Annotated in this window: 26 protein-coding genes; all 26 read left to right on the top strand. The window is 40.5% G+C overall.

Annotated features, from left to right (window positions below; translation table 11 throughout):
- Positions 1-94: 94 nt before the first annotated feature.
- The 26 genes from rny (at position 95) to rpe (ending at position 26,185) form a co-directional block, all read left to right on the top strand.
- Positions 95-1,636 (top strand): ribonuclease Y, encoded by a 1,542-nt coding sequence (rny, locus tag ACZ42E_RS05825; RefSeq protein ID WP_464893487.1) that lies wholly within the window; start codon positions 95-97, stop codon positions 1,634-1,636.
- Between the two features lie 196 nt (positions 1,637-1,832).
- Positions 1,833-2,618, top strand: coding sequence for a TIGR00282 family metallophosphoesterase (locus ACZ42E_RS05820; RefSeq protein WP_464891423.1), 786 nt, complete (start codon positions 1,833-1,835; stop codon positions 2,616-2,618).
- 117 nt (positions 2,619-2,735) lie between these two features.
- Positions 2,736-2,996, top strand: coding sequence for a stage V sporulation protein S (locus ACZ42E_RS05815; protein ID WP_073092925.1), 261 nt, complete (start codon positions 2,736-2,738; stop codon positions 2,994-2,996).
- Between the two features lie 132 nt (positions 2,997-3,128).
- Complete coding sequence (locus ACZ42E_RS05810; protein ID WP_464891422.1) at positions 3,129-4,061, top strand: dipeptidase; 933 nt, start codon at positions 3,129-3,131, stop codon at positions 4,059-4,061.
- Between the two features lie 24 nt (positions 4,062-4,085).
- On the top strand, positions 4,086-4,925 hold the full coding sequence (locus tag ACZ42E_RS05805) for a PHP domain-containing protein (protein ID WP_464891421.1): 840 nt from the start codon (positions 4,086-4,088) through the stop codon (positions 4,923-4,925).
- Between the two features lie 61 nt (positions 4,926-4,986).
- Positions 4,987-5,865 (top strand): C40 family peptidase, encoded by an 879-nt coding sequence (locus ACZ42E_RS05800; protein WP_464891420.1) that lies wholly within the window; start codon positions 4,987-4,989, stop codon positions 5,863-5,865.
- Positions 5,866-5,881: 16 nt separating this feature from the next.
- Positions 5,882-6,298, top strand: a complete 417-nt coding sequence (locus ACZ42E_RS05795) for a hypothetical protein (RefSeq protein WP_464891419.1) — start codon at positions 5,882-5,884, stop codon at positions 6,296-6,298.
- A 45-nt stretch (positions 6,299-6,343) separates the two neighbouring features.
- Positions 6,344-6,961 (top strand): uracil-DNA glycosylase family protein, encoded by a 618-nt coding sequence (locus ACZ42E_RS05790; RefSeq protein WP_464891418.1) that lies wholly within the window; start codon positions 6,344-6,346, stop codon positions 6,959-6,961.
- 114 nt (positions 6,962-7,075) lie between these two features.
- A complete protein-coding gene (locus ACZ42E_RS05785; RefSeq protein ID WP_464891417.1) occupies positions 7,076-9,721 on the top strand; it encodes a calcium-transporting P-type ATPase, PMR1-type in 2,646 nt (881 codons plus the stop codon).
- A gap of 102 nt (positions 9,722-9,823) precedes the next feature.
- Complete coding sequence (locus ACZ42E_RS05780; RefSeq protein ID WP_464891416.1) at positions 9,824-10,702, top strand: YicC/YloC family endoribonuclease; 879 nt, start codon at positions 9,824-9,826, stop codon at positions 10,700-10,702.
- A 33-nt stretch (positions 10,703-10,735) separates the two neighbouring features.
- Entirely contained in the window at positions 10,736-10,996 is a 261-nt protein-coding gene (gene remA, locus ACZ42E_RS05775) for an extracellular matrix/biofilm regulator RemA (RefSeq protein WP_464891415.1), read from the top strand.
- Positions 10,997-11,611 (top strand): guanylate kinase, encoded by a 615-nt coding sequence (gene gmk, locus ACZ42E_RS05770; protein WP_464891414.1) that lies wholly within the window; start codon positions 10,997-10,999, stop codon positions 11,609-11,611. It begins immediately after the preceding gene.
- A 28-nt stretch (positions 11,612-11,639) separates the two neighbouring features.
- Entirely contained in the window at positions 11,640-11,828 is a 189-nt protein-coding gene (locus tag ACZ42E_RS05765; RefSeq protein ID WP_464891413.1) for a DNA-directed RNA polymerase subunit omega, read from the top strand.
- Between the two features lies 1 nt (position 11,829).
- The gene (coaBC, locus tag ACZ42E_RS05760; RefSeq protein WP_464891412.1) at positions 11,830-13,038 is read left to right on the top strand and encodes a bifunctional phosphopantothenoylcysteine decarboxylase/phosphopantothenate--cysteine ligase CoaBC; all 1,209 of its coding nucleotides are present in this window, start codon (positions 11,830-11,832) and stop codon (positions 13,036-13,038) included.
- Between the two features lie 13 nt (positions 13,039-13,051).
- On the top strand, positions 13,052-14,242 hold the full coding sequence (gene metK / locus ACZ42E_RS05755) for a methionine adenosyltransferase (RefSeq protein WP_464891411.1): 1,191 nt from the start codon (positions 13,052-13,054) through the stop codon (positions 14,240-14,242).
- A gap of 57 nt (positions 14,243-14,299) precedes the next feature.
- Entirely contained in the window at positions 14,300-16,705 is a 2,406-nt protein-coding gene (gene priA / locus ACZ42E_RS05750) for a replication restart helicase PriA (protein ID WP_464891410.1), read from the top strand.
- Positions 16,706-16,718: 13 nt separating this feature from the next.
- On the top strand, positions 16,719-17,174 hold the full coding sequence (gene def, locus ACZ42E_RS05745; protein WP_464891409.1) for a peptide deformylase: 456 nt from the start codon (positions 16,719-16,721) through the stop codon (positions 17,172-17,174).
- Between the two features lie 21 nt (positions 17,175-17,195).
- Positions 17,196-18,134, top strand: coding sequence for a methionyl-tRNA formyltransferase (gene fmt, locus ACZ42E_RS05740; RefSeq protein WP_464891408.1), 939 nt, complete (start codon positions 17,196-17,198; stop codon positions 18,132-18,134).
- The gene (locus ACZ42E_RS05735) at positions 18,134-18,889 is read left to right on the top strand and encodes a DUF116 domain-containing protein (RefSeq protein ID WP_464891407.1); all 756 of its coding nucleotides are present in this window, start codon (positions 18,134-18,136) and stop codon (positions 18,887-18,889) included. Before fmt ends, ACZ42E_RS05735 begins: the two co-directional genes overlap by 1 nt.
- 2 nt (positions 18,890-18,891) lie before the next feature.
- Positions 18,892-19,566: a zinc metallopeptidase gene (locus ACZ42E_RS05730; RefSeq protein ID WP_464891406.1), complete on the top strand. Its 675-nt coding sequence runs from the start codon at positions 18,892-18,894 to the stop codon at positions 19,564-19,566.
- Between the two features lie 18 nt (positions 19,567-19,584).
- Positions 19,585-20,961 carry a 16S rRNA (cytosine(967)-C(5))-methyltransferase RsmB gene (gene rsmB / locus ACZ42E_RS05725; RefSeq protein WP_464891405.1) on the top strand — a complete coding sequence of 459 codons (1,377 nt, stop codon included), beginning with the start codon at positions 19,585-19,587 and terminating at the stop codon, positions 20,959-20,961.
- Between the two features lies 1 nt (position 20,962).
- The gene (gene rlmN, locus ACZ42E_RS05720) at positions 20,963-22,033 is read left to right on the top strand and encodes a dual-specificity RNA methyltransferase RlmN (RefSeq protein ID WP_464891404.1); all 1,071 of its coding nucleotides are present in this window, start codon (positions 20,963-20,965) and stop codon (positions 22,031-22,033) included.
- Positions 22,034-22,063: 30 nt separating this feature from the next.
- Positions 22,064-22,774, top strand: coding sequence for a Stp1/IreP family PP2C-type Ser/Thr phosphatase (locus tag ACZ42E_RS05715; RefSeq protein ID WP_464891403.1), 711 nt, complete (start codon positions 22,064-22,066; stop codon positions 22,772-22,774).
- 17 nt (positions 22,775-22,791) lie between these two features.
- Positions 22,792-24,636: a Stk1 family PASTA domain-containing Ser/Thr kinase gene (pknB, locus tag ACZ42E_RS05710; RefSeq protein ID WP_464891402.1), complete on the top strand. Its 1,845-nt coding sequence runs from the start codon at positions 22,792-22,794 to the stop codon at positions 24,634-24,636.
- A 20-nt stretch (positions 24,637-24,656) separates the two neighbouring features.
- Positions 24,657-25,538 carry a ribosome small subunit-dependent GTPase A gene (gene rsgA / locus ACZ42E_RS05705; protein ID WP_464891401.1) on the top strand — a complete coding sequence of 294 codons (882 nt, stop codon included), beginning with the start codon at positions 24,657-24,659 and terminating at the stop codon, positions 25,536-25,538.
- A gap of 2 nt (positions 25,539-25,540) precedes the next feature.
- Positions 25,541-26,185 carry a ribulose-phosphate 3-epimerase gene (gene rpe, locus ACZ42E_RS05700; RefSeq protein WP_464891400.1) on the top strand — a complete coding sequence of 215 codons (645 nt, stop codon included), beginning with the start codon at positions 25,541-25,543 and terminating at the stop codon, positions 26,183-26,185.
- Positions 26,186-26,192: the final 7 nt, after the last annotated feature.

The following is a 26,192-nucleotide window of genomic DNA, read 5'->3' as shown; positions in this document are numbered from 1 at the left end:
TTTAAACCGAGTTTTCTCGGTTTTTCTTTTTTATTGCTTTATTGTAAAAACATAAAAAAGAGGAATAAAAATAAAAGTAAGGGAGGTGAATTAGATAAGTACGATAGCAAGCCTTATAATAGCGTTTGCTGCTTTGGCAGTAGGCCTCGCTGCAGGATACTATGGAAGAAAAGTGATAGCAGAGGGCAAAATAGGTGCGGCAGAAGAGGAAGCAGCAAGGATTATAGAAGAAGCTACCAAACAGGCTGAAGCCAAACAGAAAGAAATGCTTTTGGAAGCCAGAGATGAGATTCACCGCAGCCGCCAGGAAGCGGAGAGAGAGCTTAGAGAAAGGCGCAGGGAGCTTGACCGCCTGGAGAGAAGGGTAATCCAAAAAGAAGAGCTGCTGGACAAAAAAACAGAAAATATTGAAAAGAAAGAAGTCATGTTGAATGAAAGAGAAAAAGAGATTGAAAGGATGCAGCATGATATCGAGATTATCCGTACCCAGCAGTTAAAAGAACTGGAGCGCCTTTCAGGATTGACTTGTGAAGAAGCTCGCGAACTGCTGTTAAGCAATGTTGAACAGCAGATCAGACAGGAAACTGCGGTGATGATTAAGAATATTGAAGCTGAAGCCAGAGAAGAGGCGGAAAAACGAGCCAAGAATATTGTTACCCTTGCTATCCAAAAATGTGCTGCTGATGTAGTTTCAGAGACTACTGTTTCAGTAGTGGCTCTGCCCAATGATGAAATGAAGGGAAGGATAATAGGGAGAGAAGGTAGAAATATCCGTACCTTCGAAAGCTTATCAGGAGTAGATCTGATTATTGATGATACTCCGGAAGCTGTTATCTTGTCATCTTTTGATCCTATCCGTCGTGAAATCGCTAAATTAGCTTTAGAAAACCTGATTGCTGATGGAAGGATTCATCCGGCTAGAATTGAAGAGATGCTGGAAAAAGCCAGAAAGGAAATTGAGCAGGAAATAAGGGAAACTGGAGAACAAGCAGCGTTTGAAGTTGGTGTACATGGGCTTCATCCAGAGCTTATAAAGCTTTTGGGCAGATTGAAATACCGCACCAGTTATGGTCAGAATGTTTTGAAACATTCTGTTGAAGTTGCCCATCTGGCAGGTATTATGGCAGCTGAGCTTGATGTTGATGTTATGCTTGCCAAACGGGCTGGGCTTTTGCATGACATAGGAAAAGCGGTTGACCATGAAATTACAGGACCTCATGTGGAAATAGGCGTAGATTTGGCAAAGAAATATAGAGAGAGCAAAGAGGTCATTCATGCTATCGCTGCTCACCACGGTGATATAGAGGCTGAAAGCATAGAAGCGGTACTGGTGCAAGCTGCTGATGCCATTTCAGCTTCCAGACCGGGAGCACGCCGTGAAACTTTGGAGGCCTATATTAAACGGCTGGAAAAACTGGAACAGCTGGCTGATTCTTTCACGGGTGTTGAGAAATCTTATGCCATCCAGGCGGGTAGAGAAGTCAGGATAATAGTTAAGCCAGAAGAAATTGACGATCTGGAGGCTATAAACCTTTCCAGGAATATAGCCAAGAAGATCGAAGAGGAACTTGATTATCCTGGACAGATTAAGGTAGTAGTTATTCGCGAAACCAGAGCAGTTGAGTACGCTAAATAATTTTCTTTATGACAGGGTTATAGTATAACCCTGTTTGTTTTTGCCATTTTTAGACGCAGGATTTTTTTGCTATTTGCCGAACAGTTTAGGAAATATTTTTTGTGGAAAAGATACTTAATGGGTAAAATTTTTTGATTGAGAAATATAAAAGTTGTTGTACATATTACAAAGTTAGGCTAATTTGGGGGTTTTATCTTTGAATATCTTAGTGATTGGCGATATTGTGGGAAGACCAGGCAGAAGGGCAGTAAAAAATATGCTTGCCTGTATTCAAAAAGAGTATAATGTGGTTTTTACCATTGCCAACGCGGAAAATGCTGCCGGTGGACGGGGGCTTTCCCGCAGTGTGATGGATGAATTGTTAAACTGCAATATTGATGTATTAACCATGGGCAATCATGTATGGGATAACAAGGAGATTAATACTTTTATCGACGATGAACCCCGGCTGATAAGGCCTGCCAACTATCCGCCTTATTGTCCGGGACAGGGGTATCATATTTACAATGCCGGCTTTGGGGTAAAGATAGCTGTGGTTAATTTATCAGGCCGTGTTTTTTTACAATCCCTGGATTGCCCTTTTCGCACTATGGAAGAAATATTGAAAGATATAAATGATAAAGCTGATATTATAATAGTTGACTTTCATGCGGAAGCTACTTCAGAAAAACTGGCTTTTGCCTATTATTTTGATGGCAGGGTAACGGCCATTTTGGGTACCCATACTCATATACAGACTGCGGATGAGAGGATACTGCCCGGGGGGACAGCTTATATTACCGATTTGGGCATGACAGGGCCGCGTGATTCTATATTGGGCATGGAAAAAAGCTCAGTTATTGAAAAGTTTTTGACGCAAAGGCCTACCCGCTTTGAAGTGGCAGGAGGCCCTTCCCAGTTTCAGGGGGCGCTTATAACTGTTGATGATCATACCCACAAAGCTTTATCTATAATGCGCATATCCCATATGCTTAATGATTAATAAATTATTTTTTAAAATTTTAAAATGAGAAGGAATTTTTATATTGGCTTCGAATATTATTTTAGAGAGCAGACTATCTAATTATTACAATTAATACAACTGTGAGGGGGTAATTCGATGGAAGTATTAAAGGTTTCAGCCAAGTCTAGTCCAAATTCAGTGGCAGGAGCACTGGCAGGAGTTTTGAGAGAGAAGGGAGCGGCCGAAATACAAGCGATTGGTGCAGGAGCTATTAACCAGGCTATAAAAGCTATTGCGATAGCTCGCGGATTCGTAGCACCCAGTGGCATGGACTTAATTTGTATACCTGCATTTACAGACATAATAATTGATGGAGAAGAAAGAACTGCTATCAAGCTAATAGTTGAACCCAGATAGTTCTGCTCACCTGTGAGAGGGAATGAACCTCAAAAATGAAACCTGCTAATAAAAATAGCAGGTTTTTGTTCTTTATAGAATATAATTTTAGAATTTTAAAATATTTACCCCTTTCTTGAAGGAGGATGTTGGTTGAGAATTATTGATCTGCATTGTGATACTGTTTCCTTGTTTTTGGTTCCCTCTGGTGAGGAACTTTGGGAGAACAGAGGGCATTTTGATTTAAAAAGGGCTCTTAAAGCTGGTATAGCTGTACAGTTTTTTTCTCTTTTTTCTTTCCCTGATGACAGTGGAATAGTTTTGCGCAGGGTTTTAAACCAGCTGGAGATATTTTATAGAGAGCTTGAAAAAAATAAGGATATTTTATATTTGGTGAGAAATTATAATGATATCGAAACTAATATTGGTAATCCCGGTAAACTAGGTTGTATTCTTCACTTAGAAGGAGCGGAAGCTATAGGTTCCGATATAGACATACTGCATTTGTTTTATCGCTTTGGTTTGCGAAGTTTGGGTTTAACCTGGAATAAACGTAATCTACTGGCTGACGGGGTAGAAGAAGGTGAAAATTCAGGAGGCTTAAGCAGGTTAGGCCGTCAGGTGGTAGAGGAGGCCAATAGCCTGGGAATAATAATAGATTTATCCCATATAGGGGAAAAATCTTTTTATGATGTGCTGGAAGCTACCTCTAAGCCGGTAATGGTAACCCATGCCAATACTTATGCGCTTTGCCCGCACAGGAGAAATTTGAAAGATACCCAGCTTAAGGCCCTGGCCCAGAATGGAGGAATAATAGGCATTACCCAGGTGGGTGATTTTGTAAGAGAAGATAAGCCTGATATAGAAGATCTTCTTGAACATGTTGTATATATAGCAGAACTTATAGGTTGTGAATATATAGCTTTAGGATCTGATTTTGACGGGGCTTCTGATGTGGTTATGGCAGGGATAGAAGAATATGCAAACTGGGAAAATTTATTGAGAAAAAAAGGTTTTAGCACTAACGAAATAGAAAATATATTGAAAAATAATGCCTTAAGGGTTATCAAAGAAGTTTTGAAGTAATTAATGTTAAGGAGCTTGGGTTTGATGTATGATTTGCATGTACATTCTAACGCTTCCGATGGAGCATTATCACCAAAAGCAGTAATTGATAAGGCTGTAGAAATAGGTTTAAAAGGTGTGGCTATTACTGACCACGATACGGTTGATGGTTTGCAGGAAGCGGTATTATACAATGAAGAGAACAGGAGAGACTTTTTATTTATCCCTGGCATAGAACTGAATACCGAATATGGCAGTGATGAAGTACATATATTAGGCTATTTTATTGACTATGAGAATGAAATGCTGAAAAAGAGGCTTTTGGAGATACGCGAAGAACGTTTTGAAAGAGCTAAAAAAATGGTAGATAAGTTAAGAAGTATGGGGTTATCCATAAATTTTGACAAAGTAAAAAAACTGGCGCAGGGGGATTTGATTGGAAGGCCGCATGTAGCTCTGGCTTTAGCAGAAGAAGGCTATGTTTTTTCGATAAAAGAAGCTTTTGATAAATATATAGGCAAAGGCAGGCCGGGTTATGTGCCGCGCTACAAATTTGGGCCAGAAGAGGCACTGTATTTGATAAATAAGGCAGGAGGGATAAGTGTACTTGCTCATCCGGGTCTTATAAAAGAACAGAAGAAGGTTATGGAAATTATAGAGATGGGAGTGGAAGGATTAGAAGTATATTATCCTGAACATAGTGATAACCAGATTAAAAGTTATTTGTATTTAAGTGAACACAAAGGGCTTTTGGTAACTGGCGGTTCTGATTTTCATGGAACAGGCAGTGGAGAGGATAAAGGTAAAATGGGATGCACAGGTGTAACCGAGGATTTGATGACAAAAATAAAAGAGTTTCACCAAAAAAAGATAAAAAGTAAATAAAAAATTTTTTTAGCAGGAAAATGGTATGTTTTTATAGAATATCCAACCTTGGCGATATTTTATGAAGGGTTGGATATTCATGGTAAATAAGGGCAAAATTTTAACTATTGCTATATTAATTATATTTTTAAGCTGTACGAATGCGGTGGCTGCTGAGCAAACTTATACTGTAAAAGCAGGTGACAGCCTGTGGAAAATAGCTTTAAGTTATGGCCTTACGGTGGACAAGTTAAAAAAGATTAACAATTTAACTTCAGATCTTCTCTATCCTGGGCAGGTTCTTCTAGTCAATTCTGATGTTTCTTCTTCTGAGCCGAGTTTTTCCCAAAATGTGAATAACAATGCCGATAGCAAACAGGAAACAAATCAGGTTTATGTCGTAAAAGCCGGAGATAACCTGTGGAAAATTGCCCGTGAGTGCGGTATGACGGTAGAAGAGTTAAAAAGGTTGAATAATTTGACTTCCGATAGGATTAATATTGGGGACAGGCTTCTGGTAAAAGGGGTTTTACAAGGCAACAATAATATTTTGAATAATGTATCGCCTTCCAGGTCCGGAAATTTGATAGACGGTGGACGTATAATCGAATTTGCTTCCAGATATTTGGGGACTCCTTATCGTTATGGAGGAAGTTCTCCTGGGGGCTTCGATTGTTCAGGTTTTGTATATTATGTTTTTGGACAATTTGGCATTTCTCTTCCGCGTACGGCTGCTGACCAGTTCCAGAACGGAATTCCTGTAAACAGGGATGAGCTTTTGGCAGGGGATTTAGTATTTTTCTCCTGTTATTCAAGAGGGATTGATCATGTGGGTATCTATGTGGGAGATGGCAGGTTTATTCACTCCAGTTCACCTCGAAGTGGAGGAGTAATTTATTCTTCATTAAATGAATCATATTATGCCAGGTCTTATGCAGGAGCCAAAAGAATACTAAGATAGGTGCAGGAGGATAGATATGCAGGAAAAAGGCTTTATAGGTGATGAAGAGATACTGGAGGTTTTAGGTATCCCGGCTACGGTAATTGGAAGCCGGGAGTGGAAGGAATTGGAGAACAGAGGGTTCAGTATAGGTGAAGACAAGCTTTTGGAAGAAATACTTGATAAAAAGGTATGGTCAAATGCTGAGATCATATGGGTTATAAAGAAGCTGATATTTCATTATGGGAAAAAAGATGAGCTTTTGTTGAAAGCACCTAAAGAACGCTTGTTCATGAATATGCTTGGTGTATTAAGAGCTTTTTTTATTTTGTTTGACAGTGTAAATCCTGAATTAGATGACAATATCCGCAGTTATATATCAGCCAAATTGACTGATGCTACCTGGGGAGTTAATGCTAATACCAGGAATTATTTGGCCAAAATGAAAGAATGACGGCAGTTAAGGTGGAGGTTACTGGGGGTTGGGAGGTTTAATAAAGTGGGGAGCAAGGAAGAAAAGATACGCCGCATTATAATGATGGAAGACAGAATAATGAAGTGTAAGAAGTGTCCATCCCTGCTCAAATGTAATCGCAAGCCTGCACTGGGCAAAGGCGATCTGGATCCTGAAATGATGCTGGTTTTTGAAATGGAAACGGATTTTACCCGCAATTTTAATAAGCTGGTCAGCTTGCGGGAATCAATAAAAAGTAATTTTGGTACTGGAAGAATTTATCATACTTTTATGGTAAGATGTCAGCCCAAGGCGTGCCCCCTTACCAGGAATAAAACCTGGGATGGGGATATCAAGCTGATTGATAAAGAATATAACTGTATCCTTAATGGCAAGATATGTGAAGGGGTTCCAGTAAGCCCGGGAAATGAAGAGATTATATCATGCCTGCCTTTTTTGGTGGAAGAAATAAATATTTTAAAGCCTAAAACGGTTGTTCTTTTTGGAGAAAAAGTGGGAGATTTTGTTCTAAAATCTTTTGGGATATTTGAAGAAGTTAGGCTTAATAGCCGGTATGAAAATGGAGATTTTGTTTTTTTGGTGACTAAGAAACAGGAATTGTTTTCAGATGAAGAATGTTCTTTATTAGCAGGGCTGGCTTAAAATTTACAGGTGAAGATATTGACAGGGGACAGGATTTAAAGCCTGTCCCCTGTTCTTTTATGTTTTTTTTTTGAATAAATTTGGTCAAAAAGGGAGAATGGGGGCTTTAAGATAATGAAACACATCTCCTGGTATAACGAAAGTGTGGAAGATGTTATAAATAAGCTGCAAAGCGATTTGAATGGACTTAGCAGTTTAGAGGCCAAAAAAAGGCAGGCTATTTACCAAAACCGATTGGATACTGAAAAAACAGCTAATCCCTTAAAAATATTCTTCAGGCAGTTTACTGACACTATGGTTCTGGTATTGTTAGGTGCCTCTTTGATTTCCAGCATAATTGGAGATATGGTAGATGCCGTTACCATTTTGGCAATAGTTCTGGTAAATGCCTTTTTAGGTTTTTTGCAGGAGTACAGGGCAGAGAAGTCGCTTAATGAGATTAAAAAACTTGCTTCTCCCACGGCCAGGGTTTTAAGGGATGGAGAGGTAAAAACAGTACCTGCTTCAGAAGTAGTACCGGGAGATATTGTATTGATTGAAGCAGGAGATCGTATACCTGCTGATGTAAGGCTTATCGAAACATTTTCCCTGGAAATAGATGAGGCAGCTCTTACCGGAGAATCTGTACCGGTAGAAAAGAAGGTGGAGATATTAGAAGGAGAAGTACCTTTAGCGGAAAGAAGCAATATGGCTTTTTTGGGTACCATGGTTACCAGAGGTCGGGGCAAGGCAGTGGTAGTAAGTACAGGAATGGATACCGAGGTAGGTAAAATAGCCACTATGCTCAAAGAATCCGATGAGCCTATGACCCCCTTACAGATGAGATTGGATCAACTGGGCAAGGTGCTTATTGTTATATGCCTTTTTGTCTGTGCTCTGGTTAGTTTTTTGGGAATATCCAGAGGAGAGCCGCTTTTAATGATGTTTATGGCCGGCATAAGTTTAGCAGTTGCTGCCATACCTGAAGGGCTTCCAGCTATTGTAACCGTTGTTTTGGCTTTAGGGGTACAAAGAATGGCTAAAAGGAATGCGATTATAAGGAAGCTTCCGGCAGTGGAAACTTTGGGATGTACCACTGTTATATGTTCCGATAAAACCGGAACCTTAACCGAAAACAAGATGCAGGTCAAAAAAATAGGGACTTATCTGGAAGTTTTGACAGAAGGGGAGAACTTTGACAAATCAAAAATAAGCCGCAATAAAGCCTGGGAGGTGCTTGTTGATATAGCTTTTTACTGCAACAATTCCATATCAGAAAAAACAGATACAGGTTATAAAGTGAAGGGAGACCCTACGGAAGCTGCTTTGCTGGTTATGGCCAAAAAAGCAGGTATTAAAGGAGCAGCATTAAGGCTGCGCGAAATTCCTTTTGATTCTGCGCGTAAAAAGATGAGTGTAGTGGTTAATAAGGATGGCAGATTTTTGGTTTTGGTAAAGGGGGCTTTGGATGTACTCATAGATTCCTGCAGTAAGGTTTTGCACCAGAACCGGGAACTTAAGCTTACGGAAAAAGAAAAAAGATGGTTTTATGATGAACAGGAAAAGTGGGCAGGAGAAGCTTTAAGGGTACTCGGTTTTGCCTATAAGGAAATTGGTGAAGAAGAAGTTTTTAAACTTACTGATGAAGAATTGGAAGAAGATTTGGTACTGGTAGGTATATGCGGGTTAATTGATCCTCCCAGGCCTCATGTGAGAAAATCGGTTAAGCAGTGCCTCAAAGCTGGTATAGTGCCGGTAATGATAACGGGTGACCATCCATTAACTGCCAGGGCCATAGCTTATCAGGTGGGAATTTCCAAAACCGGCCGGGTAGTTACAGGACGGGAAATAGATAAACTGTCAGATAGGGGACTTTATAAAGCTGCTGTTAATGACCGGATTTTTGCTCGTGTTTCGCCTGCCCATAAGCATCGGATTGTAAATGTTTTGAAAAATAAAGGCGAAGTAGTAGCTATGACTGGAGATGGAGTAAATGATGCTCCAGCGGTAAAGGCTGCTGACATAGGAATTTCTATGGGAATAACGGGTACTGACGTAACCAAGGAAGCTTCAGATATGATACTTGCCGATGATGATTTTTCCACCATAGTAAGGGCAGTTTACGAAGGCCGTGCTATTTATGACAATATACGCAAATTTATAAGGTATCTTTTAGGATGCAATGTAGGTGAAGTTTTAGTAATGTTTTTAGCTTCTCTTTTTGCTATGCCGCTTCCTTTAATGCCTATTCAGATATTATGGGTTAACCTGGTGACTGACGGTTTGCCGGCCATGGCATTAGGTTTAGAACCTCCGGAACCTGACATAATGCAGAGAAAACCGCGTCCGAAAAATGAAAGTATTTTTGCACGTGGCCTGGGATGGATAATATTTGCTCGTGGTTTATATATAGCAGTTATTACTCTGTCCGTATTTATAACAGGTTTGATATTTGCCCGCCTGCAGGGTATAAATTCTTTGGAAATTCCGCGTACCATGGCTTTTACCACTTTGGTTTTTGCCCAGCTTTTTTATGTTTTTGAATGCCGGTCAGAAAGATACTCGCCTTTTGAATTAGGATTTTTTAGGAATAAGTTTTTGGTGCTGGCAGTTTTATCTTCTGTAATCATGCAGCTTGGTGCAGTATATTGGCCGGTTATGCAAAAAGTTTTCCATACAGCTGCTTTGGATTTATGGCAGTGGTTCTTGATAGTTGCTTTGGCAGGCGCCAAATTTATATGGAAATATGTTTTGTTTATTTTTAAAAGGTTTTTAGTTTAAATAAAAAATGTGTTAAAATTTTAAAGTATACCCGGATACCAATATTGGATCAGGTGTTAAACAAGTTTTCCAATTTAGATCAGAAAGAGGAGTTTGAAAAAAATGATAAAAAGCATGACCGGATTTGGACGCAGTCAAGTACTGGAACAAGGTTATCAGGTAACCTGTGAGATTAAAGGCGTAAATCATCGCTATTTTGATCCTTATATCCGTATTTCCAGGCGCTATGCGGTGCTGGAAGAAAAAATAAAGGAAGAGCTTAGAAAATATGTAAGCCGCGGCCGGCTGGAAGTAAATATAAACATAGAGAAAACGGGAGAAAGAACGAGAAATATCAAGCTTGACAAAGAATTGGCAATAACTTATTATAAATATCTGAAAGATTTGGCAGAAAATCTGGATATTTCACCAGAATTGAAGATTATTGACATATTTAAGCTGCCAGAAGTTTTTACCCTGGAAGATGAAGAAGAGGATCTTGATGCTTTGTGGCAGGTTTTACAAAAGGCGATTGGAGAAGCTGCTGCAAGTGTTCTTCAAATGCGCATAAAAGAAGGTATGCAGCTAAAGAAAGATATTGTGGAGAGAAACGATAAGATATTATCTATGGTAAACCGACTTGAAGAACGCTCCCCCCAGGTTGTTCATGAATATGTGGAAAAATTGCGGCTTCGGATGGCAGAAATTCTGGGAAGCCATGAAATTGAAGAATACAGGATACTGCAGGAGGCAGCTATTTTTGCTGATAAAACCAATATAACGGAAGAAATAGTAAGGCTTAAAAGCCATATCAAACATCTGAACGATTTGCTGGAAGATGGGGAAGCGGTAGGAAGGAAATGCGACTTTTTGGTTCAGGAAATGTTCAGGGAGATAAATACTGTGGCTTCCAAAGCAAATGATTTGGAAATAAGCCATATAGTGGTAGATGTAAAGGCTGAACTGGAAAAGATAAGGGAACAGCTTCAGAATATTGAATAAATTTGGAGGTGAAGCCGGTTAAATCCGGAATATATGGACATTAAACTGGTTAATATAGGTTTTGGCAACATAGTAGCAGCTAACCGCATAATAGCTATTATAAGCCCTGAATCAGCACCGATTAAAAGGATTATTCAGGAAGCCAGGGAAAAAGGCATGTTGATTGATGCTACTTATGGAAGAAGAACCCGGGCAGTTATAATTGCTGATAGTGCACATGTTATTCTTTCTGCAGTCCAGCCAGAAACTGTAGCCAACCGACTCACATCGAAGGATTTAGCAGATGAAGAATAGATGGTGGAAAGTGGGAGAATAATGAAGCGTAAAGGTATTCTTTTTGTAATTTCAGGACCTTCTGGAGTAGGAAAAGGGACTATAAGGGAAGCGTTGCTTAAAAAGATGAATGATATTGAAGTTTCTATATCTGCTACTACCAGACCTCCCAGGCCAGGCGAGGTACATGGTAAGGATTATTTTTTCTTGAGCCAGGAAGAATTCAAGAAAATGATAGAAGAAGACAGATTTTTGGAATGGGCTAATGTATATCAAAACTTTTATGGAACTCCGCGCGATTTTGTTATTGAAAATCTGAAGCAGGGGAAAGATGTGCTTCTGGAAATTGATATCCAGGGAGCTATGCAGGTAAAAAAGAAAATGCCCCAAGGGGTTTTTATATTCATTTATCCTCCTGATATTAAGACTTTATCGGAAAGATTATGTACCAGGGGAAAAGACTCCATGGAAAGTATAGAAAGAAGGCTGGCTGCCTGTGAGGAAGAACTCAGGCATGTCCATTATTATGATTATGTGGTAGTTAATGATGAGCTGGAAGTAGCTGTTAAAAAAACCGAGGCTATTATAATAGCGGAACGCTGTAAGATAAAAAATATAGAGCTGGAGGTGGTATAGATTGATTCCTCCTTCCACGCGAGACATTATGAAAATAGCAGACAGCAAATATGCGGTAGTAGTGGCGGTAGCAAAAAGGGCTCGCATTTTATCTGAACAGGCTAAAAATGATGAAAATTATCGGTTATCCAGCATGGTTACCAGAGCATTGGATGAAATAGTTAGTGGAAAAATAGTTATAGCTTATGATGGATGCAACCAGACTAAGGAGGCATAATATGGCCAAGACAGTTGGGGTAGGGATAACAGGCGGCATTGCTGCTTACAAAATAGCAGATTTGGTAAGCAGGCTGAGCAAGGATGAAGATTTAAATGTTATAGTGATTATGACAGAAGCGGCTACTAAATTTATAACCCCGCTTACTTTCAGGACTTTGTCAGGACGGGAAGTAGCCACTGACTTATGGCAGGAATCTGCGGAATGGAAAGTTCAGCATATAGGAATAGCTGAGGAATTGGATTTGATGGTGATTGCTCCTGCGACGGCCAACTTTATAGCCAAGATGGCTTACGGTATTGCTGACGACCTTTTGTCTACCATAATGCTGGCAAATACAGCGCCCGTTTTAGTTGTGCCTTCCATGAACACGAAAATGTATGAAAACCCTGTTGTACAGGCTAATATATCCAGATTAAAAGAGCTGGGATTTGAAGTTATGGAGCCTGCTTCCGGCAAATTAGCCTGTGATGCAGTAGGAAAAGGGCGGTTGCCTGATATTGGGGAAATTTACGAGAAAATAAGGCAAATGCTTTATGATAAAAAAGATCTTAAAGGGAAAAAAGTGCTGGTTAATGCAGGGACAACCTGTGAAGATATTGACCCTGTAAGGTTTATATGTAATCGCAGCACAGGAAAAATGGGTTATGCTATTGCCAGGGAAGCAGTTTTCAGGGGGGCTGAGGTTACTCTGGTAAGCGGGAGATCCTTCCTTGATCCTCCACTGGGTGTGGAATTTATTCCGGTCTGGAGTGCGGACGAAATGTGTGAAGTTATGCTGTCGCGGCAGGATGAGTATGACATAATTATTGGCGCAGCGGCAGTAGGAGATTTTAAAGCAGCCAGCAAGGCAGAAGCCAAACTTAAAAAAAGAGAAAAAAAAGAGGACAAGCTGGTTTTGGAATTAGTAAGCACTCCGGATATTTTGAGAGAATTGGGCAAACGCAAAAAACCGGGACAAATTATGGTAGGGTTTGCAGCAGAAACTAACAATTTACTGGAGTATGCGAAAAGAAAACTGGAAGAAAAAAATCTGGATTTTATAGTGGCAAATGATGTTTCCGAAGAAGGGGCAGGATTTGCTGCTGATACCAATATAGTAACGATTATTGACCGACAGGGAGAAGTAAGATCTCTACCCCAGATGAGCAAGGCAGATGTGGCTGCGGCCATTATAGATAAAGTAGTTCAATTATTAAAAAAAGAATAAGGAGATGAAAGCATTGTACAGAAATTTGTTTACATCGGAATCAGTTACTGAAGGGCATCCTGATAAAATTGCGGATCAGATATCAGATGCTATTCTCGATGCTATACTTGCCAAGGATCCTAAAGCAAGAGTGGCGGCTGAAACTTTAGTTACAACCGGTTTAGTAGTAGTTTCCGGGGAAATAACAACCGACTGCTATGTTGACATTCCTAAAATAGTTCGCAATACTATTCGTGAGATTGGATACACCAGAGCTAAATACGGTTTTGACTGCGATACCTGTGCGGTTATCACTACCCTGGATGAACAGTCAGGCGATATTGCCATGGGTGTTGACAAGGCTTTTGAAGCTAAAAAAGGTGAAATGACCGAGGAAGAGATAGAAGCCATCGGGGCAGGAGACCAGGGCATGATGTTTGGTTATGCAACCAATGAAACCCCAGAACTGATGCCCATGCCTATTTTATTGGCCAGCAAAATGGCACAGCGTCTTGCTCAGGTACGCAAGGAAGGAATTATCCCTTATCTGCGTCCTGACGGAAAAACCCAGGTTACAGTAGAGTATGAGGGTGAAAAGCCGGTAAGGGTAGATACTGTAGTAGTATCAGCCCAGCATCATCCTGAAGTCGACCATGATGTCATTGAGCGGGATATAATAGAATATGTGGTAAAACATGTAATACCCCGGGAAATGCTTGATGATAAAACCAGATTTTTCATTAATCCAACTGGAAGGTTTGTTATTGGAGGGCCTCAGGGAGACTGCGGGCTTACCGGGCGTAAAATAATCGTAGACACTTACGGCGGGATGGCAAGACATGGTGGAGGGGCTTTTTCAGGTAAAGATCCGACCAAGGTTGACCGTTCCGCTGCCTATGCTGCCCGTTATGTTGCTAAAAATATAGTGGCAGCAGGGCTGGCTGACCGCTGTGAAATTCAATTGGCCTATGCGATAGGCGTAGCAAGGCCAGTTTCTATAAGAGTGGAAACTTTTGGAACCAACAAGATCGCCGAGGAAAAGATTGCCGAACTTATCAATAAACATTTTGATTTAAGGCCTGGCGCGATAATTCGTGATTTAGACCTTAGAAGGCCTATTTATAGAAAAACCGCAGCTTATGGACATTTTGGACGACAGGATGCCGATTTTACCTGGGAGAGGACAGATAAGGCAGAAATTTTGAGAAAAGAAGCAGGACTATAAATTTAAAGGCGGGATATACCCGCCTTTAATTGTGGTTAGGAATGGCGGGGAACGGATGTGAGATATGTAGATGTTTTGATTGATGTTCCTGATAACAGGTCTGATTATATTTATACCTATATTGTTCCTGAAGATATAAAGGCAGAACCTTTATCAGGCCGCAGGGTGCTTGTAGAATGGGGGAAAAGGAAGCGGGAAGGATATATTATTAATGAAAGGGAGTTTGTAGAGCAGGATATTGAATATATAAAGCCGGTTATAAAAATTTTAGACCAGGAGCCGGTTTTTGACAGCAGGATGTTAGAACTGGCTGAATGGATAGCCCAAACTTACTTATGTTCGCTTCTGCAGGCTTTAAGGCTTGTGGTACCCCGGGCTATCACCCGCAAGAAAGACAAGGTGGTTTTGCCTAATATAAGAAAAGAGGAGATAATTTTTCCGGAAACCAGTCCTCTTATTAATGAATATCTTACATTTTTTGAAGAACTCTGGGCCAAAGAAGAAATAAGCCTGAAACAGGCACGAAAAAAATTAGGGGATAAAGCTCTGGAATTATTGGAAAATGAAGGATTAATTTTAGTTTCCGGTGTTTATTCGGGATATAAAAATTTAAAGGCCGAATATGTTTATCAGCTGGCTGATTTTGAGGCTCATGACTTAGCTAATATATCAAAGAAAGCTCCCCGGCAGGCTCAGGCGCTCAAGCTTCTTAGGGAAGAAGGGGAAATAGAAGGAGAAAAATTAGAAAAAGCTGTTCCTGCCTATATTATAAAAACACTTTTAGACAAAGGTTACATAAGGAAGGTAAAGAAAAACAAAAATATAGTTCCTTCTCCTTTTGTTTTAACTGACGAGCAGAAGGAAGCTTTAGAAACCATTACTTCTTTTTTAGATAAAGGTTATGCCGAGTTTCTTCTATATGGTGTTACAGGAAGCGGAAAAAGCGAAGTTTATCTGAGGGCTGCTGAGGTCTGCATAAAAAAAGGAAGAAGTGTAATTATTCTGGTTCCAGAAATTGCTCTGACCAGGCATCTGGTAGAGCTTTTTGAAGCGAGAATACCTGGCATGGCAGTTATGCACAGTGGCATGACTTTGTCCGAAAGGTATGAGCAGTGGAAAAATATCAAAAACGGGGAAGCAGGATTAGTTTTGGGTACCAGATCAGCTATTTTTGCACCTTTAAAGAATCTGGGCCTTATAATAATAGATGAAGAACAGGAAACTACATATAAGCAGGAAGAAACTCCCCGTTATCATGCAGTGGAAGTTGCCCGCAAGCGGGCAAAAATGGAAAATGCCCTTTTGCTTTTAGGAAGTGCTACCCCTTCTATAGAAACTTTTCACCGGGCAATAAAAGGCGAGGCGGGGCTGTTAAAGCTGGCCAGGCGCATAGGAAATGCGGTTATGCCTGAAGTGTATATTGAGGATATGCGGTTAAGTTCCAGAAAAGGCAGCAAGTATAATCCAGTAATTTCTGAGTTTTTATATAATAAAATTGAAAATAACCTGAAAAAAGGTAAGCAGAGCATTTTGTTCTTAAACCGGCGAGGTTATTCTCCTCTTACAGTATGTGCTGATTGTGGTAATATAGTGTTGTGCCCTCATTGTTCAGTAGGTATGACTTATCATTATGACATAGGAAGAAATATGTGCCACTACTGCAATTTTACCTCTAAGGTACTAGAAGCTTGCGAGCGGTGTGGAAGCAAGCATCTCAGGCAAATAGGGTTTGGCACCCAGAAGGTGGAAGAGGAACTAAAAAGATTGTTCCCTAAAGCCCGTATAAGAAGATTAGATATTGACGTAAGCCGCAGGCGGGGTGAACAAAAAAATATCCTGAAAGAGATGCAGCAAGGTAAGGTTGATATTTTAATAGGGACCCAGATGATAGCAAAAGGCTTTAATTTTCCCTCGGTATCCCTGGTAGGAATTCTGGATGCTGATGGTATGCTTAATTTGCCTGATTTTAGAGCAGGGGAGAGGGCTTTTCAACTGATTGTGCAGGCGGCTGGCCGAGCCGGCAGGGGAGAAATTCCCGGAGAGGTAGTGATTCAAACTTATCAGCCGGATAATTTAGTCATAAATCTGGCGGCCAAACAGGATTATTTAAGTTTTTACTGGGAGGAAATAAAACTGCGCAAAAATTTAAAATATCCGCCTTATACCAGTATTTTGCGTTTGGTGGTATCTTCCTTTGATGAGAAAATTGTTCAGCATGAAATAGGTGAAATAGCTGCTTACATAAATGAAATCACTGATGCCAAAGAAGAAGAAATTAGTATTTTGGGGCCGGCTCCCTGCCCATTAAAGAGATTGAGGGACAGATTCCGCTACCAGATTATTGTCAAGTGTGAAAACATAATGCTTTTGCGGAGCATAGGAAGATTTATAATAAACAATAAGGAAAAGCTTGCTCCCAAAGCACGGGTAGAGGTAGATATAAATCCGCTTATGACCATGTAAGGAGGTAGTTTTCTTGGCTGTATACAAGATTGTAACTGTACCTAATGAGGTTTTAAGGACCAGGGCTAAAGAAGTAGCGAACATAAATGAGGGAGTTTTGAAATTGCTTGATAATATGCGCGATACCATGTATGAATTTGATGGAGTAGGGTTGGCTGCTCCCCAGATAGGAGTATTGAAAAGGGTTATTGTTGTTGATCCGGGAGACAATTATATGGAACTTATAAATCCGGAGATAATATATAGAGAAGGGGAACAAATCGGGAGAGAAGGATGTTTAAGCGTTCCCGGGGTTTGGGGAAAGGTGGCAAGGGCCCAAAAAGTTAAGGTAAAAGCCTTGAACCGGCATAATGAGATAGTAGAAATAGAAGCAGAAGGTCTGCTGGCCAAGGTTTTGCAGCATGAGATCGATCATCTGGATGGAATACTTTTTATCGATAAGGCTACGGATATTGTAAAAGAAAAGTAGTGTATAAGGAGGCTATATATCTTGCGCCTGGTTTATATGGGAACCTCTGATTTTGCCGTTTATCCGCTTAAGATGCTTATAGATAAAGGATACGATGTGGTGGGGGTAGTAAGTCAACCTGACCGGCCTAAAGGAAGAGGCAAAAAATTGTCGCCTCCTCCGGTTAAAGAATGGGCAGTTTTAAATAATCTGCCTGTATTTCAACCTGCCAGGATAAAAAATCCGGAAGCTGTAGAAGTTATAAGGCTATGGAAACCGGATCTCATTGTAGTTGCAGCATATGGACAGATTTTGTCCCCCGATTTGCTTTCTTTACCTCCTTTAGGATGTATAAATATTCATGCCTCTTTACTGCCTCTTTACAGGGGGGCAGCTCCTATTCAGAGGGCATTGATGAATGGGGAAAAGGAAACCGGAGTTACTATAATGTATATGGATGAGGGATTGGATACCGGGGATATACTTAAACAGCTTAAAGTGCCCATTGATGAGGATGTTACACATGGCGAGCTGGAAGCGGTTTTGTCACAAAAAGGGGCAGAACTGCTCGTAGAGACTATTGAGGATTTGAAAAAAGGGAAGATAATAAGGCAGAAGCAGGACCACAGCAAGGCTACCTATGCACAAATGATTACTTCAGCTGATGAAGTTATCGATTGGGATAAATCTGCCCTGCAGATACATAATAAAATAAGGGCTTTAAGTCCTGTACCGGGAGCTTATTCCTATATAGAAGGTTTTAAGCTTAAAATATTCAGAAGCCGGATAAAGGAAAGAACAGAAAAGGGTATACCGGGAGAAATAAAAGATGTAACTGATAGTGGTTTTATCGTGCAAACCGGATGTGGAACCCTTGAAATTCTGGAGGTGCAGCGGGAAGGGAAGAAGAAGATGGGAGCGGTTGATTTCCTGCGCGGCAGCAGAATTGGCAAAGGGATGATATTAGGGGAGAAAGGATAATGCAGATTAAAAAACGGGTTTATATAGGTCTTTTAGGGGGCAGCTTATTATTTTTGCTTATAGCTGCTTTTCTTGTATGGTATATGGTGATAAACCGCAATATAGTGGTAAGCAGAATAATATTTATGGTTTTAACGGCAGCAGCTGCTTTGGCCTTTACTATTCTGGGGATAGGATTGCTGGCTATTATAATTATGGTCTGGAAATCCAAAACTACCCCTTCTCTTGAAAATTTGGGCAAAATAGTAAACGATGCCTTGTTCCCTCTGACTTTGATGGTAGGAAAATTTTTAGGCATTCAGAAAGAGAAAATACTGAGTTCTTATATTGAAGTAAACAATTTTTTGGTAAGAGCCAAAGAACTTTTCTTTCCCGGGGAACAGATTATGATACTGGCTCCCCATTGTTTGCAAAATGCAGATTGTCCTTATAAGATTACGATAGATGTTGAAAACTGCAAAGAATGCGGCAGGTGCAAAATAGGGGAATTAAAAAAGCTGGCCAGGGAGCATAAGGCGGTATTAAAAATAGCAAGCGGCGGAACCTTGGCGCGTAAATTTATAAAAGAGATAAGACCTAGCGCAGTAGTAGCAATTGCCTGTGAGAGAGACTTAGCCTTAGGTATTCAGGATATATCAGCCATTCCGGTTATCGGAGTGCTAAATTGCCGGCCTAACGGACCTTGCTTTAATACTGATGTTGATTTAGAATGGGTAAAAAGTGCCTTTATGTCTTTTAAAAAAGGAGGGGAATAGTTATGACATACCTTATATTTATATTACCGGCGCTTCTTCTTTCGGTTTATGCTCAGTTTAAGGTTAAATCGACTTTTGAAAAATATTCCCGCGTACGGAGCATGCGCGGCATGACGGGGGCAGAAGTTGCTGCTCAGCTTCTAAGGCGCAAAGGCTTGCAGGGAGTAGGGATTGATCCTGTAGGAGGATTTCTTACTGACCACTATGATCCAGGAGTAAGAAGAGTAAGGCTTTCCGAATCGGTATATGGGAGCAATTCTTTAGCTGCTCTTGGGGTGGCCGCCCATGAAGTAGGGCATGCAATTCAGCACAGCGAAAAATATGGACCATTGGAACTCCGACATGCCATAGTACCGGTTACTAATTTTGCTTCCAATGCTTCATTTCCCATACTGCTCCTGGGAATTGTTTTAAATAGTTTTAATCTTGTTTTACTTGGCATCATCCTGTTTTCAGCGGTAGTGTTATTTCATCTGGTAACCTTGCCGGTTGAATTTAACGCCTCCAGAAGAGCTGTTGAGGAGCTGGCGGCTTCCGGAATTATAACTAACCAGGAAGTGCCGGCCGTTAAAAAGGTTTTGAGCGCTGCTGCTTTAACTTATTTAGCAGCTGCTATTTCTGCTATTGCTAACCTTCTTTATTATGTAGTGGCATTTTTAGGTTCTCAGGAAGATTAGGCATGAGGTGTTTATATAATGGATAGATCTTTAGGACATACTGTTTCTAAAGCCAGATATACAGCTGCCATGATAGTTTATGAAATAACTGAAAAAGATGCCTATGCCAACCTGGCTCTGGCACAGTATTTGGGAAAATATGAGCTGAACCGGGAAGATAAAAACCTGGTTACGGAGATAGTTAATGGCACTGTACGGATGTTAAAGCACCTGGATTGGGTGCTTAATCTTTTTTTATCCCGGGAGGTGGAAAGACTTAATCCCTGGCTGCGTGCCGTTTTGAGAGTTTCTCTTTATCAGATATTATTTATGCAAAAAATTCCGGCTTATGCAGCAGTAAATGATGCGGTGGAGTTAACACGCAAGAAGGCAGGTCCTGCTTTAGCCAGGGTAGCAAATGGGGTATTGCGCAATATTTTGCGCAATATGGATAAGATTAAATATCCAAAAGATAAGGCAGCTTATCTTTCTGTTTATTATTCTCACCCTGAATGGATGGTCAAACGGTGGCTGACAGAAATAGGGGAAGAAGAATGTATTAAGATGATGGAATATAATAATTCAAGGCCCCATCTTACCTTGCGCACGAACTCGCTTAAGGTTTATCGGGAGGAATTGATAGAAAGTTTGAAGCAAGAAGGGATATGGGTAAAAAAAGGGGAATTAACCCCCTGGGATATAGAAGTTGAGGATATGCAGGTTTTTTTGGAGGCTACCAGCTGTTATAAAAAAGGGTATTTTTATATTCAAAATCCTTCTTCCATGCTGGCAGCTCCTATACTTAATCCTGAACCCGGGGAAAAGGTATATGATATATGTGCAGGGGTAGGAGGAAAGACTACCCATCTGGCAGAATTTATGGACAACAAAGGTGAAATAGTAGCTATTGATCTTTATGCCCACAAGATAAAGCTTTTGGAAGACAACTGCCGGCGGTTAGGGATTGATATAGTGAAAGGAATAGCAGGGGATGTACTTACCATGGATGATATGCCAGAAGCTGACAGGGTTTTGCTGGATGCCCCCTGTTCAGGTTTGGGGGTATTAAATCGGCGATCTGACATCAGATGGAAAAGAAAGGAAAAAGATATTGCCGATTTGGTATGTTTACAATTAAAATTATTGAAAAAAGCAGGTGGAATGGTTAAAAATGGAGGGTTTTTGCTTTATTCTACCTGTACTATCAACCGGGAAGAAAACGAAGGCATAGTACATGCATTCCTGGAGAGCAATCGGCATTTTAGATTAGTTCCTCTTGCTGACAGGATAGATTTTTTCCCTCTTGATGAAAAGGATAGACGGGAAGCCTTGCAGGGTATGCTTACTATTTATCCCGGTAAATATAATACTGATGGCATGTTTTATGCACTTATGAGGAGGCAGGATACTTACTGATATGGAAAATAAAAAGGATAAAACTGAGCTTTTAGGCATGGGGATAAGAGAGTTGGAAGATTTTATGGTTTCTATTGGTGAACAGCGTTTTAGAGGAAGGCAGGTACATAAATGGATATATCAGAAAGATGAAGACAGTTTTTATGAAATGAGCGACTTGCCCAAAGCTTTGCGCAGCCGCCTGGATGAAATCGCAGTTATATCATTTCCCCGTGTTTTAAAACAGAGGGTATCCAGGGATGGGACCCGCAAATATTTGCTGGAATTCAGCGACAAGAAAAAAGTGGAAACAGTTTTGATACCTCAACGTAATGAGAAGGATACCCGGTATTCGCTCTGTTTGTCTACCCAGGTGGGATGTCCTATAGGCTGTGCATTTTGTGCAACAGGACAGGGAGGATTTCAGCGTAATTTGACGGCTGGGGAAATAGCGGGCGAATTTTTGAGTTCACGCCGGGAACTGAAAAAGAAAGTAAAAAATGCTGATGATAATATTATATCGAATGTTGTTTATATGGGCATGGGAGAGCCCTTGCTTAATTATGATGAAGTTATAAAATCGATATATATTTTAAATGACCATAAAGGGATTAATATGGGCCAGCGAAGTATAACCATATCTACTGCTGGTGATGTTAAAGGAATAGAAAAATTGGTCAAGGAAGACCTGCAGGTTACCCTGGCTGTTTCTCTACATGCCTGTGATGATGAACTGCGCAATCAGCTGGTTCCGATTAACCGGAAATATCCTTTGTCCAGTTTGATGAAGGCAGTAGAGTTTTATATAGCCTGTACTAATAGAAGGGTAACTTTTGAATATGTGATGCTTGATGGGATAAATATAGGCCGTCGGGATGCAGACAACATGATTAAACTGGTTAAACCGCTGCTGGCTAATGTAAATTTGATTCCTTATAATGAAGTAGAGGGGCTGCCTTATCGAAAACCGGAAAAAGAAAAGATTATGCAGTTTTATAACTGGCTTTCAGAAGCAGGTTTAAATGTAACCATACGGGAAGAAAAAGGTGCTGATATTGAGGCGGCCTGCGGACAGCTCAGAGCCAAACGCTAGGAATCTTGTTTTTGTTTATAGAGGTGAATTATGAAAAGTGTAGGTATATCTGATCAGGGTCTTGTAAGACATCGTAATGAAGACAGTTTTTTTATAAGGGAATCACAGGGCTTGTTTATAGTATGTGACGGCATGGGAGGCCATAAAAGCGGACATATAGCTTCCAGCATGGCGGTAGATATCGTAGCCAGAGAGACGGAAAATTTGACAATTGCTCAGGTAGTGGAATATATTGATGAAATAATTAAAAAGGCTAATCGCAAGATCAGGGAAGCCGGGCAAAATGATCCCGAATGTCGTGAAATGGGCACCACCATCACGGCAGCTGTGATTAGCGAAAACAAGCTGTATGTAAGCCATGTTGGGGATAGCAGGCTTTATATCGTGAGAAATGGGGAGATAAGGCAGGTTACCAGAGACCATACATTGGCAGAGCAGATGATAGAGGATGGCCTTCTTAAGGTTCAGGATTTATCAAATACTTCATACAATCATATATTGACTCGTGCTTTGGGTATTGCTGAAGATATTCAGGTTGATCATTATATTGAATCTTTGATGATTGGTGATATAATACTTCTTTGTACTGATGGTTTAAGTGATATGCTGGGGGCTGAGGAAATCCTGGAGATTATTTTTTCACCTGCTGAAAATATTGAAGGGATAGCAAGAAAACTTGTAGATAAGGCACTTGAACGCGGTGGACATGATAACATTACCGTGATTCTGATATGTATCTGATTGGGAGGTAACCGGTTTTGACAGGTACAGTTGTAGGTGGCAGATATGAGCTTTTGGAAAAAAGTGGAGAAGGCGGTATGGCTTTAGTTTACAAAGCCTTTGACCGGGTTTTGGGGAGAGTAGTTGCTGTAAAGATATTAAAGCCTGAGTTTGCGCGTGATGTCAATTTTGTGGGAAAATTCAAAACAGAAGCTCAGGCAGCAGCTAAGCTTTCTCATCCCAATATCGTAAATATATATGATGTAGGACAGGATGGGGATATACATTATATTGTTCTGGAATTTGTAGAGGGATATACATTAAAAGAGCTTATCGAAAAGGAGGCTCCCCTGGATGTAAGAAAAGCGGTAGATATTGCCATAATGGTTTGTGATGGTATTCATCATGCTCATGAACGGGGGGTCATCCATAAAGATATAAAGCCCCACAATATACTGATAACTTCTACAGGTTTGGTTAAGGTTGCTGATTTTGGCATTGCTCAGGCAGTTAGCAAAAAAACTATAACTTTTGGAGGAAATATTTTAGGCTCAGTACAGTATATATCTCCGGAACAGGCAAAGGGAGAGCCGGTTACCCGGCAGACAGATATATATTCTTTGGGATGTGTGCTTTATGAAATGCTTACCGGCAAAGTTCCTTTTGATGCAGAAAGTCCTATAACCGTTGCCCTGAAACATATACATGATGAACCATGTTTCCCGGAAGAGATGGCGAGCGTTATTCCCCAAAGTTTGCAGGAGATTGTATTAAAAGCCATGGCTAAAATACCTGCCTATCGTTTTAAGACGGCAGAAGAGATGCGCAATGCCTTGCTGGGATTTTCTGGTGGAAGAAGGGGAGGATATTCTATAAAGGATGATTATGAAAAAACTATTATTATGCCCCCTATTTCAAATGAAAGGATGGATTATAATTTGCCAAGAAAACGCAAGCTGCGTCCTCAAGCCCTGGTGCTTATCCTGGCTGCTGTTATAGGTTTGTTAGCCGGTATCTTTTATGTTCTGGGAGATGGCTTATTTGGCAAAGAAGTGGAAGTTCCAGATATTGTAGGGATGGAAAGCAAGGAAGCCAAGGAAAAACTTGATGAACTAGGTTTGAAAATGGTAGTTGTACGGGAAGATGTCAACAGCGATATGGAGCCGGGACGCATTGTATCCCAGGATCCGCCAGCAGGCATGAAGGTCAAAAAGGGAAGAGAGATAGAAGTAGTTTTAAGTAAAGGTACTGCTATAGCTAGAGTACCCAATTTGGTGGGAAGATCTTTAAATGATGCTGAAATAAGGCTTGCTAACGAAAATTTGGTTTTGGGAGAAGTAGAAGAACAATATGATACTAAATATGCCAAAGGTATAATTATTTCGCAAAGCCCCAAAGGGGGAACCAGGGTAAAGGAAGGAAGCCGGGTAGATGTCCTGGTAAGCAAAGGTGAGCCTCCCGAAAAAGTTAAAATGCCTGATTTGATTGGGCTTAATGTCAACGATGCCAAGAAACAGCTCGAGGATATTGGGCTGTCTGTAGGCAGCATTGTAGAAAAAGAGAGCAGTCAATATTATGCTGATCAGGTTATAGAACAGGATATTAAACCGGGAGTTATGGTCGAAAAAGGAAGCAGTGTGATTTTAACTGTAAGCAAAGGACCGGGACCTGCTGCTCAGACCAAGGCTTTAGAAATAAAACTGCCGGTGGAAGAAAATTATTATAAGGTGGTTGTAGAAGTTACTGATGCGAAAGGCAAAAGAGAGGTATATAATCAGATAAATCAGGCAGGAGAAGTATTATATATAGGGGTAAGCTATTTTGGAAGCGGCAAAGCTGATGTTTATCTAAACGGCAAATATTATAAGACTTATAATCTCTGATATCGGATCGGAGGGGGTTTATGAAAAATTCTGAAGTGGAAGGGGTAGTCCTGAAAAAATACAGCGGTTTCTATTATGTCCAGCAGGCAGGGAAAGTTTATGAATGTAAATTGAGAGGGAAGCTTAAAGAACCGGTTTTAAGTGGAGACAAGGTTGTTATTTCTGTACTGCCTGATGATAAAGGGGTTATTGAGAAAGTTTTACCCCGGCAAAATGAGTTGTTAAGGCCCCGTATAGCTAATGTAAGCATGGTTCTCATAGTTATGTGCAATGATAAACCTGCTCCCAGCCTTGCTCTTTTGGACAGACTTCTGTTTTTGGCTTATTATAACCAGCTGGTGCCTTATATTATCCTTAATAAAGTTGATATTGCCCCTGACCCAAAAGCTATGCTTATCAAGGACTACTATCCTAATGCCGGTTTCAATTTTTTGGAAACCTCTGCTGTCAAGGGGACGGGTATTGAAGAATTAAGACAGATAATAAAAGGAGAAATTGCAGTATTTGCTGGACCTTCAGGGGCAGGAAAGTCCAGCCTTCTTAATGCTTTAACGGAAGGAAACCTTAAAGTAAAAACCCAGGAGGTAAGCACTAAAATAGGACGAGGTAAACATACCACCAGACATGTCGAGCTTTATCCCCTGGAAGGAGGAGGCTTTATTGCAGATACTCCAGGGTTTAGCGTTCTAGATTTGCCTGATATTTCCAGAAATGAACTTTCCAGATATTTCCCTGATTTTAGCGACTTTGCCTTAAGCTGCAAATTTAACAATTGTTTACACTGGAAAGAGAAAGAATGTGGAGTTATAGAAGCGGTAAAACAGGGAGCTATCGCTGAATTTCGCTATAACAATTATTTGGACATGCTGGAGGAAGTAATCGAGAATGAGAGGTGTTATTAATATTGGTTTTAGTTGCTCCTTCTATTTTATCAGCTGATTTTTCCCGATTGGGGGAAGATATAACAAGGGTGGAGAAGGCAGGAGCTGATTGGCTGCATATAGACATTATGGATGGTCATTTTGTGCCCAATTTAACTATAGGACCGCAGGTAGTGGCTGATATAAGAAAAAAGAGCCGGCTTTTTTTTGATGTTCATCTTATGATAGAAAAACCGGAAAATTTAATTCCTGCTTTTGTGGAAGCGGGAGCAGATTTGATAACTGTTCATCTGGAAGCATGTGTTCATCTGCACAGGGTAATAAGCCTCATCAAAGGGTATGGCAAAAAAGCAGGGGTAGCATTAAATCCTGCGACCCCTGTTTGCCTTCTTAATGATATTGCTTCTGAACTGGATCTCATCCTGATAATGAGTGTAAATCCAGGTTTTGGAGGGCAGAAGTTTATTTCGGGTGCGGTAGAGAAAATAAAGGAGCTCAGGCAATTGCTTGGGACAAAAGGGCTGGAGCCTTATGTTCAAGTTGATGGCGGGATAAATGAAGCTACAGGCAAAAAAGTGGTGCAGGCAGGAGCAAATGTACTGGTTGCTGGCTCTTATATTTTTGGCTCATCTGATATTGAAAAAGCGGTACAAAGCCTTAAATTTTAAAAAGCTT

The sequence above is a fragment of the Thermosyntropha tengcongensis genome (genome assembly GCF_055381335.1).
The sequence above is the reverse complement of the archived record's forward strand: the minus strand, read 5'-3'. Positions and strand labels throughout refer to the sequence as shown.